This window comes from Acinetobacter lwoffii, assembly GCF_015602705.1.
In the GTDB taxonomy this organism is placed as follows: domain Bacteria; phylum Pseudomonadota; class Gammaproteobacteria; order Pseudomonadales; family Moraxellaceae; genus Acinetobacter; species Acinetobacter lwoffii_E.
On sequence record NZ_CP059081.1, the window covers coordinates 2,716,455 to 2,728,857 of the forward strand.

11 protein-coding genes are annotated in these 12,403 nt (G+C 44.8%); 9 read left to right on the forward strand and 2 right to left on the reverse strand.

The genetic code is table 11. From position 1 onward, the window contains the following. Positions 1 to 7: 7 nt before the first annotated feature. The 3 genes from H0S56_RS12920 (at position 8) to H0S56_RS12930 (ending at position 3,237) form a co-directional block, all read left to right on the forward strand. Entirely contained in the window at positions 8 to 1,627 is a 1,620-nt protein-coding gene (locus H0S56_RS12920) for an ABC1 kinase family protein (protein ID WP_195725233.1), read from the forward strand. Positions 1,628 to 1,779: 152 nt separating this feature from the next. Continuing rightward, a complete protein-coding gene (locus H0S56_RS12925; RefSeq protein ID WP_195725234.1) occupies positions 1,780 to 2,859 on the forward strand; it encodes a patatin-like phospholipase family protein in 1,080 nt (359 codons plus the stop codon). Positions 2,860 to 2,919: 60 nt separating this feature from the next. Continuing rightward, positions 2,920 to 3,237: a hypothetical protein gene (locus H0S56_RS12930; RefSeq protein WP_004729331.1), complete on the forward strand. Its 318-nt coding sequence runs from the start codon at positions 2,920 to 2,922 to the stop codon at positions 3,235 to 3,237. 58 nt (positions 3,238 to 3,295) lie between these two features. Here the strand turns inward: H0S56_RS12930 and H0S56_RS12935 are convergent, their stop codons facing one another. After that, positions 3,296 to 5,647, reverse strand: coding sequence for a Tex family protein (locus H0S56_RS12935; RefSeq protein WP_195725235.1), 2,352 nt, complete (start codon positions 5,645 to 5,647; stop codon positions 3,296 to 3,298). A gap of 335 nt (positions 5,648 to 5,982) precedes the next feature. On the opposite strand from H0S56_RS12935, the gene ompR reads away from it, so the two are divergent. The 4 genes from ompR (at position 5,983) to H0S56_RS12955 (ending at position 11,117) form a co-directional block, all read left to right on the forward strand. Beyond that, positions 5,983 to 6,747, forward strand: a complete 765-nt coding sequence (gene ompR, locus H0S56_RS12940) for an osmolarity response regulator transcription factor OmpR (protein WP_004278590.1) — start codon at positions 5,983 to 5,985, stop codon at positions 6,745 to 6,747. Positions 6,748 to 7,007: 260 nt separating this feature from the next. Continuing rightward, positions 7,008 to 8,468, forward strand: coding sequence for an ATP-binding protein (locus H0S56_RS12945; protein ID WP_195725236.1), 1,461 nt, complete (start codon positions 7,008 to 7,010; stop codon positions 8,466 to 8,468). 205 nt (positions 8,469 to 8,673) lie between these two features. Continuing rightward, positions 8,674 to 10,191, forward strand: a complete 1,518-nt coding sequence (locus tag H0S56_RS12950) for an acetyl-CoA hydrolase/transferase family protein (protein WP_195725237.1) — start codon at positions 8,674 to 8,676, stop codon at positions 10,189 to 10,191. 233 nt (positions 10,192 to 10,424) lie between these two features. Then, complete coding sequence (locus tag H0S56_RS12955) at positions 10,425 to 11,117, forward strand: DsbA family oxidoreductase (RefSeq protein WP_195725238.1); 693 nt, start codon at positions 10,425 to 10,427, stop codon at positions 11,115 to 11,117. 67 nt (positions 11,118 to 11,184) lie between these two features. Here H0S56_RS12955 and H0S56_RS12960 read toward each other — a convergent pair whose 3' ends face one another. After that, complete coding sequence (locus H0S56_RS12960; protein ID WP_004278594.1) at positions 11,185 to 11,385, reverse strand: dodecin family protein; 201 nt, start codon at positions 11,383 to 11,385, stop codon at positions 11,185 to 11,187. A 413-nt stretch (positions 11,386 to 11,798) separates the two neighbouring features. Between H0S56_RS12960 and H0S56_RS12965 the strand changes: the two genes are divergently transcribed. After that, positions 11,799 to 11,966: a hypothetical protein gene (locus H0S56_RS12965; protein WP_227554900.1), complete on the forward strand. Its 168-nt coding sequence runs from the start codon at positions 11,799 to 11,801 to the stop codon at positions 11,964 to 11,966. 252 nt (positions 11,967 to 12,218) lie between these two features. Further along, positions 12,219 to 12,398: a hypothetical protein gene (locus H0S56_RS12970; RefSeq protein WP_004647321.1), complete on the forward strand. Its 180-nt coding sequence runs from the start codon at positions 12,219 to 12,221 to the stop codon at positions 12,396 to 12,398. The last annotated feature ends 5 nt before the right edge of the window (positions 12,399 to 12,403 follow it).

Consider the following 12,403-nt stretch of genomic DNA (forward strand, 5'->3'; position numbering starts at 1 on the left):
CAGCTTTATGATTCCGCATGTTTCACGTTTACTCGAACTTTGGCGCATCGCCGCGCACTATCGACTCGACACGTTGTTTCCTGCGGAAGAATTACCAGAAAAATCCCGGCATGTGCTATCCCTCATCCGGATGCATCCGGCCGCCTGGTCCAGTCGTGAACGTAAAAATCCACTCAAGCTGAAACTGACTTTAGAAGAAATGGGGCCGTTGGCGATCAAGCTCGGTCAACTGCTCTCGACCCGTCGTGACCTGATTCCACCTGAAGTTTTACAGCAACTGGTCTTGCTACAAGACCGGGTCAAGCCGTTTGATAATGACGTAGCCAAGATGCGCATTCAGGAATCCCTGAAAGCTGATGTAAATACCCTATTCGCGCGTTTCGATACCCAGCCACTGGCTGCAGCTTCGATTGCTCAGGTGCATACGGCTGCCTTGCATGATGGCCGTGAAGTGGTGGTTAAAGTCACCCGCCCGAATATTCGTCAGCAGATTTTGCAGGATTTTGAAATTCTGGAATGGCTCGGTCAATTTTTGGAAAAACGTCTGGAAGCAGCACGTGCCCTACATTTATCGGAAATCATTCAGGATTACCGCCAGATTATTCTGAATGAGCTGGATCTGACGCTGGAAGCAGACAATACCCGCCGTATGCGCCATCACTTTACCGGCTCGAGCATGATGTATGTGCCGGAAATTTACATGGACAGCAAAGACGTGCTGGTGGCCGAGCGCATTACCGGGGTACCAATTTCAGATATCGCGACCTTTGACCGGTTGGGCATGGATCGTGCCGATCTGGCGCGTAAAGGTCTAACCATCTTCTTTACTCAGGTCTTCCGCGATAACTTCTTCCATGCTGACATGCATCCGGGAAATGTCTTTGTAGAAACCATCAATCCAGCCAATCCGCGTTTTATTGCGCTGGACTGCGCGATTATGGGCGAGCTGTCCAAACACGACCAGATGACCGTAGCACGCATGCTACTGGCGGTCATGAACAGTGACTTTATGCAGCTGATTCAGGTGGTGCATCAGGCTGGCTGGATTCCACCGGGGACTGATCAGGATGCTTTGGCACGTGAAATGCGCCGCAGTGTGGGGCCGATGGTGTCCAAACCGATGCATGAATTGGACTTTGCCGGCATTCTGATTGAAGTGATGGATATCGCGCGTCGTTTCCATCTCGAAATTCCACCTCAATTGATGTTGCTGCTAAAAACTTTGGTGCATGTCGAAGGTTTGGGAACCGACCTGTATCCTGAACTGGATATCTGGAGTCTGGCCAAACCGATCCTGACCGACTGGATCAAGGCCCAGATGAATCCGCAAAAGAACCTGAAAGAACTGGGACAGAAAATTCCGGATCTGCTTTTAGGGGCACAGGATTTACCGACCCTGATGATCGACAGCTTAAACGGTTTAAAAAACCAGTCGGCCTGGCATGCCAAACAGCTCAATGAATTACAAAGCATGCGCCTGCAAATGGAACATCAACAGAAGCGTAGCTGGATGTTCGGCAGTGTCATGGCCATTCTGCTGGCGATTGCAATTATTTCACCGTGGTTTGTGTCGGTGATTCTGATTGTGCTAGCAAGTGTGCTTGCCGTCTGGCGGATTGCGAAATAACTAAATGAGCTTTTAAAAAACCTGACACTGTTCAGGTTTTTTATTTTCTGGACATCGCATGACTCCAAAGTCACCTTAGGACATATCTTGCCATTGGGTCTTTAGACCTATCGCTTAAAATAAGCACATATTTGGCTAGTATAGGTTCAACCATGGTACAGATTTTACAGAAACGTGCGCCTGCGCTGACGATTCGTGCCGGCCATCTGGCACGTGAGCTGATTCTGGAACAAGGTTTGCAACCCGAACAGGTCGATATCGTGCCCGGTGCTGCAGGTGGCCCCAAAGGCATCGGTATTCAGGGACTGGATCAGGCGATTTTTGGTGAGTTTTTTCCACGTGCGCCTCAGCGTAGAACTTTGGTGGGTTCTTCGATTGGCAGCTGGCGCTTTGCCAGTATGGCTGCACATGGTGCTCAACAGGGAACCGAACGCTTAGCTGAACTCTATACCAATCTCTATTTTCATAAAAAAATGACCCGTCAAGATGTCAGCGACATCTGCCGTGGCATGCTGCTGGATCTGGTACAAGGCAAAGAAAACGATCTGGTCAATCATCCAGATTATCATCTCGCAGTCATTTCAATTAAAGCCCAGCATATTTTCCAGAGTGACAAGGCATTGCCGTTGCTGGCTTCTGTGGCTGGAATTCTTGGAACGACCGCAGTCGCGCGCCGGCACAGCCGTCATTTCATGCAACGTGTAATCAGCCAGCCCAATATCGGTGAACAGTTTAAAATCGCTGAAGATGGATTTACCACGCATTATCATGCACTAACCGAACAGAGTGTGTTGTCCTGGCTAATGGCATCGGCATCTATTCCGGGGGTCATGGCGGCAATGCGCGATATTCCGGATGCGCCGCAGGGTTATTATCGCGATGGTGGCCTGATTGATTATCACATTGACCTGCCCTTTCAGAGCAAAGGCATTGTGCTGTATCCACATTTTACCGATAGCATTACCCCCGGCTGGTTCGACAAGTTATTTAAACGTACCTCAAATCCAGAAAATCAGGCACGAACTTTGCTGCTTTCTCCATCGCAGCAATATCTGCAAAGTTTGCCTTTGGGTCGTTTGCCTGATCGTAAAGACTTTAACTTAAAAGATTTGGATCAAACCCAACGGATTCAGCTGTGGAAGCAATGTATTGCGGAAAGTCAGCGTCTGGGCGATGAATTTCTGGAACTGGTCGAGAAGCAGAATTTTGCTGAGGTGATGCAAGCCTTGTAATTGGCAGCAGCTGCCCGATTATTTGTATAATTGCTTTAATTTTGTGAACTGTTGAAATTTATGCAGAAGTTTTTAGTTGTCCTGCAATACCTGTGTCTGGCCTTTGCCATTTATCTGATTTATAGCGTCAGCATGTCGCTGTATCGCCAGGATTTTGTCCTGATGGAACTGGTCGCTGATATCGGTACGATTCTGATCTGTATCGACCTGGCGGTGTTTTTATTTACCAGTAAAGGCAAGCCCGGCATTAGCATGGAAGAATATGCAAAAAGACTGGAACAGCCACCATCTAAACTGGTCTATGTGACACGAAAATTGGGGCATCTCGGTATTTTGCTGATTATCACCAGCTGGATTGTGCCGATGATTAACTCATAATGATCCAATAAAAAACCTCCCAATTGGGAGGTTTTTTTAAATTAAAGATATCTGAAAATTATTTAGAACCTTTAATCCCTGCTTGCAATAGCAATGCACCCAAACCACCAATTTTTTGCTCTTGTGGTTTAGCCGCTTGCGGTTTCTTGCCCTGAGGACGGTCGCCTTGCGGACGTGCTTGCTGTGGACGTTTGCCTTGAGGCTTACGTTCACCGCGTTGCTCATTGTCACGACGTGGTTGACGTGGTGCTTTCGCCGGAGCTTCAGAACCTTCAGGACGCATCGACAGATTGACACGGTTACGTTCAGCATCCACATTCAAAACACGGACTTTTACGATTTGACCCGGTTTCACCACTTTATGCGGATCAGCGACGAATTCATTGGCAAGTTCAGAAATATGTACCAAACCATCTTGATGCACACCCACATCGACAAATGCACCGAAGTTAGTGACATTTGTCACTACACCTTCCAGCTGCATGCCTTCAGACAATTGCGCAACTTCAGTAATGTCATCACGGAATTTAGCAGTGCGGAACTCTGGACGCGGGTCACGGCCCGGTTTTTCCAGTTCAGCCAATACGTCTTGAATTGTCGGCAGACCGAATTTCTCGTCTGCAAATTCTTCAGCATTCACTTGGCGAATGATTTCAGTATTGCCAATGATATCTTTTACAGTCGTTGCTTTTGCTTCAACAATTTTGCTCACCAAAGCATATGACTCAGGGTGAACTGCAGAAGCATCTAGTGGCTCTGTACCATCTTGAATACGCAAGAAGCCCGCAGACTGCTCAAAAGTACGCTCACCTAAACGTGGTACTTTTTTCAAAGACTGACGATTGTCAAAACGACCATTTTCCTTACGGAATTCCACAATTTGCTGTGCGATCGATTTGTTCAGACCTGCGATATAACCCAAAATCGCTGCTGATGCAGTATTTACATCCACACCCACCGAGTTCACACAGTCTTCGACTACTGCTTCTAAGGTTTTCGCCAGACCGGTCTGGTTCACGTCATGTTGATACTGACCCACACCAATCGATTTCGGATCGATTTTCACCAGTTCCGCCAATGGATCCTGCAAACGGCGTGCAATCGATACTGCACCACGGATCGACACGTCCAGCTCTGGAAGTTCCTGTGAAGCCAGTTCAGATGCTGAATATACAGATGCACCTGCTTCAGACACAGACACACGTGTCATTTTCAGATCACTGTTCGCAGCCATCATTTCAGCAACTAAAGCTTCAGTTTCACGGCTTGCAGTACCATTACCAATCGCGATCAGGTCAACATTGAACTCGCGGCATAAACGTGCAAGTTCAGTTAATGAACCATCTTTATCATCTTTTGGCGCAAATGGATAAATCGTACTATGTGCCAGTACATCACCAGACTCGTTCACCACCGCCAGTTTCACACCGGTACGGATACCCGGGTCCACGCCCAAAGTGGTACGTGCGCCTGCAGGTGCAGAAAGCAGTAAATGACGCAGGTTTTCAGCAAAGACGTTCATCGCTTCTGTTTCAGCAGCCAGACGTTTTTCAGTCAGCAATGAATGTTCGATCGTTGGACGAACTTTACCGAGCCAGAATAGTTTTGCAGTTTGCTTCAGGAAATCCTGACGCGCTTGTGGCTGAACAGTTTCTAAATTGTATTCAGTTTCAATACGCGCCAATGGTGCATCGTCTTCGCCATCCACTTTCAGGCCTAAAACGTTTTCCTGACGGCCACGTAGCATCGCCAATAAACGATGTGAAGGGACTTTGTTCAAGTTTTCAGAGAAATCGAAATAATCACGGAATTTTTTACCGACTTCTTTTTTCTCATCACTGGCAACTAAACTTTTCAGCACGGCAGTTTTTGCAAATGTCGCTTTAAGTTCAGTGGTCAGCGCGATATTTTGCGCCCAGTCATCAATCAGGATGTGCTGGATCGCATCAAGCTGGCTATCAGTATCTGGGTAATCTTCATGGCTAAAACCCACCAAAGCTTCAGCTGGATCAACGGCTTCATTAAAGATTTTTTCGGCAATCGGGCCTAAACCGGCTTCTTTGGCCTTGAATGATTTACTGGTACGTTTTGGGCGGTACGGCGCGTAAATTTCTTCTAATGCATTTTTGGTTTCGGCCGCATTCACACGCGCCAATAAATCATCAGATAATTTATCTTGTTCTTTGAGTGATTCAATCACCTTTTCACGGCGCTCATACAAATCACGCAAGTATGATAAACGCGTATCGAGTTGACGTAGTTGCGTATCGTCTAAGCCTTGCGTTACTTCTTTACGGTAACGTGCAATAAAAGGAACACTGGCACCTTCATCAATAAGCTTGATGGCAGCCTCAACTTGATTTGGACGTACGGCAAGTTCTTTTGCCAACTGCTGAACTAAGTCAGTCATCGTGTTTGATCCCACAAGGATAAGTACTAAATGGCATGATTATAAAGACCGGGTCTATAAAATCCACCATTGTTTTTATTAATTTACCTCATCTTTATATTATGAAGTGCCACAGTTTTCAGCTTTTCCCGATAAAGTTTGTATGAACTTTGCTTTTTATCCAGCTTAAAATCGTATTTTTTGCTCATTTAGATGTATATATTTAGTATCTATGTCTTGATTTTAACTGCAATATTTGGTGCTTTAGAGCATATTCAATTAATATCAATGAATCGTATACTCAAAGCCTATTTGATTTTTGTTTATGACGACAATAAAGAATAAAGGAGCATCTCATGAGTTTAGTTGTACCTGCTGAAAAAGCCGATGCCGTACATACCGAAACGGACCGGGTCGAACGGATCCTGGTGGTTGATGATGATGTTCGTCTGCGTACCTTATTACAGCGTTTTCTCGAAGATAAAGGCTTTGTGGTTAAAACTGCACATGATGCCACGCAGATGGATCGACTTTTACAGCGGGAACTGTTTTCTCTGATCGTGCTCGACTTTATGCTTCCGGTCGAAGATGGCTTGAGTATCTGTCGTCGTTTACGCCAATCCAATATCGATACGCCTATCATTATGCTCACCGCTCGTGGTAGCGACTCGGATCGTATTGCCGGTTTAGAAGCAGGTGCCGATGATTACTTGCCTAAACCGTTTAACCCGAATGAGCTGCTGGCACGTATTCGTGCGGTATTGCGCCGTCAGGTACGTGAAGTGCCCGGTGCACCAAGCCAACAGATGGAAGTGGTTTCTTTTGGCCCATGGTCGCTAGATCTCTCTACCCGCACTCTGACCCGTGAAGGCCAAGTGGTAACGCTCACTACTGGTGAGTTTGCGGTACTGAAAGCACTGGTTCAACATCCACGCGAACCATTAACCCGCGACAAGCTGATGAATCTGGCGCGTGGCCGTGAATGGGGTGCCATGGAACGTTCAATTGATGTTCAGGTGTCACGTTTACGCCGTCTGGTTGAAGAAAATCCTGCGCGTGCACGTTATATCCAGACCGTATGGGGTGTGGGTTATGTCTTTGTTCCAGATGGTGCTGAATAAAGGAAAAATTATAGGATAAAGATTACCCCAGTCTATTGTCCCTAAAAGCCATTCGCTGTTGTTTGAGCCTCCCTTCTTTAAAGGCTCGTATACAAATGCGCGAGTTCAGCGAATGGCAAAGTTTTTACTTGCGTAACAGTGTTACTCATTTTTTCAAAAAAAGTAACACAACAAGCTCCTTCCATCGAAGGTTCAAGCAGTAAGATTCCATTACAAATATTATTACTGCTCAATTTGGAAAATGCCTACAGGGAGCTGGTGTGAAACTCGACCCCATCGATCCACAAAAATTTACCGATTTTGTCAGCTACTCGGAAAAAAAGCGTACCCGCGGGGAACGCTTTCTCGACAAGATCAAACCGCGTTCTGCTGCCATGCGTACCACGGTACTGGTGGTTTTCGTGGTCTGTTTCAGCCTGTTCATGTCCTTATGGTTCTTTTGGCGTACCCTGTTTTTACCTGAAATCCAGCAACATGCGCGTTATCTGGCCATGGAACTGGAAATTCTCAACAATCCCGATCTGCGCCTGTATCACAAACAGCAGGAAGTCGACATTGACGATTGGTTAAGAAATCGGGTCGGCATTGAATACGTGACCAATCCAGCAGAATATCCCACTGTCCGTGAAAAGCTGATTGCAGAATTTTTTACCCGACAGATCGAAACCAAACTGGCCAAAGAGTTACGCATCGAACAAGCCACAGTCTATTTCCAGTTTAAGCCGAGTCCGCGTATCTGGATCCAGACTCCTGAAATGAATGGTCATTGGGTACAAGAGCCTTTAAAGACGTATGCCAATTATAGCAATGAACTGATTTTGGGCTGGTTGCTCGGCACCCCGATTATTGTCGGCATCATTATTTTGACCTTGGTGCGTCAGCTCAACCGTCCTTTACGCCGGTTACAAAATGCCGCCAACAGTTATAGCCGAATCGGTTCAGCACCCTATCTAGATACCAATCATGGTCCACTGGAAATCCGTCAGGTCAATCATGCCTTTAATCAGATGATTTATACGCTAGATCAGACCGAGCGGGAACGTCGAATTATGCTGGCCGGCATTTCACATGACTTGCGCACGCCCTTAACCCGGATCCGCCTCAGTGCCGAAATGATGCCAGATGAAGACTTTCTCAAAGAAGGCCTGATTTATGATGTCGAAGATATGGACGCGATTCTGGATCAGTTCATTTCCTATATGCGCGACGGTTCCGATGAAGAACCGCAGGACACCAATGTCAATGTACTGCTACAGGAACTGGTCAAGCAGTTTAAACCGCTAGATATCCGTTTCACCCCACAAGATATACCGACCATTCAGGCACGTAGCATGTCGCTAAAAAGACTGATTGGCAATCTGATCAACAACTCAAAACGCTATGGTTCAGAACCAATTGAGCTTTCTGCGCATGTTGAAGAAGATCAACTGTTGATTTGTGTCGCAGACCATGGCGAAGGCATTCCGGAAGATCAGATTGAAGCCTTGATGCAGCCTTTTGTTCGGGGCAATTCGGCACGAACGGTACAAGGCAGTGGCTTGGGGTTGGCCATTGTGAAACGGATTGTCGACATTCACCATGGTCAATTGCGTATTCATAATCGTCCTGAAGGTGGGCTGGAAGCTATCATTTCACTACCCGTGAATCAGGTGAACCCAGAGACACTTTCCTCAGCCACCACACTCGATAAAATTCGCCAAACTTTGACTGATCACTTTTAAGAAGTGATCAGTAATTCAACAAATGACTTTTTAGTTTTTCTATACAATTCATTTTATAGTTCACGAATTCAATCATTTAAAAATCATCATTTTTTATTATACCTACATTTAGCTAAAAAATTAGACCTTAGCCTAACACCTATGCACAATACATTTTTTGAGCGGTACAATCCGTATCATAGTTTAAGAATTAATGAGAGTTAAAATGTCTTTAGATCGTATCCGTTTAGCCTCCCTACACAACAAAGTCATCAGCCCTGAACAAGCGGCTGAATTCATCCAAGATGGCATGACTGTGGGTATGAGTGGCTTTACTCGCGCTGGTGAAGCGAAGGCGGTTCCTTTAGCTTTGGTTCAACAGGCAAAAGCAAATCCATTAAAGATCACGTTAATTACTGGTGCATCACTAGGGAACGATCTAGACAAACAACTGACTGAAGCTGGTGTATTGGCACGTCGTTTACCGTTCCAGGTAGACAATACTTTACGTAAAGCGATCAACAACGGCGAAGTGATGTTCATTGACCAGCACTTGTCTGAAACTGTTGAGCAAATGCGTAACCTGCAGTTGAAAAAACCAGACGTTGCGATCATCGAAGCCGTAGCAATTACTGAAGATGGCGGCATCATTCCAACAACATCTGTTGGTAACTCTGCAAGCTTTGCGATTTTTGCTGAAAAAGTGATTGTAGAAATCAATACGAATTTAAGCTCGGCATTTGAAGGCTTGCACGATATCTACATCCCGACCTATCGTCCAACGCGTCAAGCGATTCCATTGACTCAAGTTGATGAGCGTATTGGTACGCATGCGATCAATATCGATCCATCTAAAATTGTTGGTATCGTATTTAACAGCGAATTGCACGACTCTCCATCTACTGTAACCGCACCAGATGATGAGACTCAAAGCATTGCCAACCATTTGATCGCTTTCTTTGAAAAAGAAGTGGCTGAAGACCGTCTACCGAAAAACTTGGGACCTCTTCAAGCAGGAATCGGTTCAATTGCAAACGCCGTATTGACGGGTCTGAAAGATTCAAACTTCGAAGACTTGATCATGTACTCAGAAGTACTACAAGACTGTACGTTTGAATTGATCGATGCCGGTAAAATGAAGTTTGCTTCAGGTTCTTCTATTACGCTTTCTGCTAAGTACGGCGAGAAAGTATTTAACAACCTAGAACAATACAAAGACAAACTGGTACTGCGTCCACAGGAAATTTCAAACCATCCTGAACTGGTACGTCGTCTAGGCATTATCGGTATCAACACTGCACTTGAGTTTGATATCTACGGTAACGTGAACTCGACTCACGTCTGCGGTACCAAAATGATGAACGGGATTGGTGGTTCAGGTGACTTCGCACGTAATGCGCACCTGGCGATCTTCGTCACCAAATCAATCGCGAAAGGTGGCGACATCTCTTCTGTGGTACCGTTTGCTTCACATATCGACCATGCAGAACACGATGTAGATATCCTGGTAACTGAACAAGGTCTGGCGGATCTTCGTGGTTTGGCGCCGCGTGAGCGTGCTCGTGCCGTGATTGATAACTGTGCACACCCAATGTACCGCGATGCCCTGAACGATTACTTTGACCGTGCATGTGCAAAAGGCGGCCACACGCCTCACATTCTTCGTGAAGCGCTGTCTTGGCACACAAACTTCGAAGAAAATGGCCACATGCTTGCTGTAGAAGCTGCAGTAAAAACTGCATAATCGACCGTATTCAGAAAAACGCCCTACGGGGCGTTTTTTTATGACATTTTTATAGCTTTTTGAATAGTAATTAGCGATTTTTTTTAGCGTAGTTATAGGGTTTTGACCTATGCTTTTTCCTTGCTTCGTCCTGCGCAGATCTGCTGTAGAAATACACTTCTAATCCGCCAGGACTTTAAATTCTGGTTCTTCACCCTCATACTTGAACACAAGAGCAAAATTAGAGACATGACATGCGCGTAGATATCTGGTCAGATGTGGTTTGCCCCTTCTGCTATATTGGTAAAAAACGTTTAGAAGCTGCTGCACAGGAAGCAGGGATTGAACTTGAAGTGCATTGGCACAGTTTCCAGCTTGATCCTGAAGCACCGGTTCGTCAGGAAGTATCCAACTCTGAACGTCTGGCGCAAAAATATGGCCGCAGCGTGGCAGAAGTCGAAGAGATGCAGCGCAATATTGCTGAAATGGCCAAAGCCGAAGGTATTGAATTTAACTGGGAAGGTGCCAACTCCGGCAACACCTTCAATGCGCATCGTCTGATTCATCTGGCGCAAAGTAAAGGCTTGGGCAGTGAAGCACAGGAAGCCTTCTTCTATAGCTATATGACTCAGGGCTTGGCGATTGGTGAGCGTGAAACGCTGGAAGATGTCGCAGCGCGTATCGGCCTGAACCCAGTCGAAGTCGACGACCTGCTGGATTCGGAAGAATATGCTGATTTTGTCAAATTCGATCAGGAAGTGGCACATGAACAGCTGAAAGTGACCGGAGTACCTTTCTTTGTTTTTGACCAGCGTATTGCCTTGGCAGGTGCGCAGCCTAAAGAAGTTTTCCTGCAAGTATTTGAAAAAGCCCTCGATACTTCAACCAATACTCAGGCAGCACAGTGCACCACAGAGACTTGTAACACGCCAGATCAGCCTGAATAAATCAGTGTTAAATCAAAAAAACCCCATTTCAAATGGGGTTTTTTATTAGTTCTCGAATTGCATAGGTTTAATCAACCAGAAAACTGATTTTTAGATTGACACGATATTCCGTGATTTTATTTTCTTTAATGACAACTTTCTGTTCATTGATCCAAGCACCTTGTACATTTTTAACCGTTTCTGTGACTTTTTGAATGCCGGTTTGAATCGCATCTTCAAAGCTTTTATTACTGCTTGAATTAACTTCTACCACTTTTGCAATTGCCATAATCAAACTCTCAGGGTGAAAATGAATGAAATTCCATCTTAGTCGATTCTTAGAAGATTGCAGCAACCCGTAAACAAGCAATAGCAAAAACTTACATGGATTGAACAAAGCTCGAAAGTTAGGCCTGAATTGGCATATGAAAAAACAGCTAACCTCCTGTTTTGAGCATCGATTACAGTCAGATTTTCATCGCTAAAACAAAGTATAAAATCCTGTAGAACCCTCCAGAAACCAGACTAGAGCAAATATACTAATTTATTGTTTTATAGAGCAATTTACCTAAAATTTAGCACCTAAATTTGCCGAATCTATCATTTTTAATTAGGTCGTATTTGCTATCATTTCCCCTGAATTAAGTATCAATACTCTCCCCTGTTCAAGTGATTGAACTCCCAAATATCAAAGGTCATCCTATGAATGCTCTTAAATTTGCTTTCGCAGCAACTGTTATGGCTTTTTCTGTTCAAGCATCAGCACAAATGGCTCAAGTGGTTCATCTGCCAGACTTTCCGGCAACTAAAGCACCTGCTGAAACAGTAAATTCAGATTCTGAAACTGCGCCAACTGAAAAAACAGCTTAAGACAAAGCTATTTTTTATTGAAACAGGCTGATCGATTCAGCCTGCTTTTTTTATCATATTGAACACATTCTGTGTAAAAGATGCACAACTCTCAAAAATATCGACTATTTCCTACTCTCATTTTTTCTATTGATTTTTATCACTTTTAATTAAAAAATTTGTTTATAAAACACTCAAAATAGATCACTATTTTATGTGATCTCTGCTTATAATTGCAGCAATATAAATAGATTAATGATAAGAAAATTTTTTATGCATGAACTTCAGGCATTGGTACAGGGCAAAATTCCGCCTCAGTCAGTTTCTATTGATTATTTAATTGAAATGGCAGAAAGCTATACCGACTCGAATTCTGCTGAATACAGACTGGTCGAGCTGGCGGTTAACATTGTACTGGCACAAACCCTGGATAAAGCACTGAAACATCTCTAGAGATC

Bases quoted from the DNA above. Each gene is read 5' to 3' on its own strand.
- H0S56_RS12960 (WP_004278594.1), bottom strand. From the start codon at position 11,385: ATGGCAATTGCAAAAGTGGTAGAAGTTAATTCAAGCAGTAATAAAAGC.
- H0S56_RS12955 (WP_195725238.1), top strand. From the start codon at position 10,425: ATGCGCGTAGATATCTGGTCAGATGTGGTTTGCCCCTTCTGCTATATT.
- H0S56_RS12965 (WP_227554900.1), top strand. From the start codon at position 11,799: ATGAATGCTCTTAAATTTGCTTTCGCAGCAACTGTTATGGCTTTTTCT.
- H0S56_RS12930 (WP_004729331.1), top strand. From the start codon at position 2,920: ATGCAGAAGTTTTTAGTTGTCCTGCAATACCTGTGTCTGGCCTTTGCC.
- H0S56_RS12925 (WP_195725234.1), top strand. From the start codon at position 1,780: ATGGTACAGATTTTACAGAAACGTGCGCCTGCGCTGACGATTCGTGCC.
- H0S56_RS12970 (WP_004647321.1), top strand. From the start codon at position 12,219: ATGCATGAACTTCAGGCATTGGTACAGGGCAAAATTCCGCCTCAGTCA.
- H0S56_RS12935 (WP_195725235.1), bottom strand. From the start codon at position 5,647: ATGACTGACTTAGTTCAGCAGTTGGCAAAAGAACTTGCCGTACGTCCA.
- ompR (WP_004278590.1), top strand. From the start codon at position 5,983: ATGAGTTTAGTTGTACCTGCTGAAAAAGCCGATGCCGTACATACCGAA.
- H0S56_RS12920 (WP_195725233.1), top strand. From the start codon at position 8: ATGATTCCGCATGTTTCACGTTTACTCGAACTTTGGCGCATCGCCGCG.
- H0S56_RS12950 (WP_195725237.1), top strand. From the start codon at position 8,674: ATGTCTTTAGATCGTATCCGTTTAGCCTCCCTACACAACAAAGTCATC.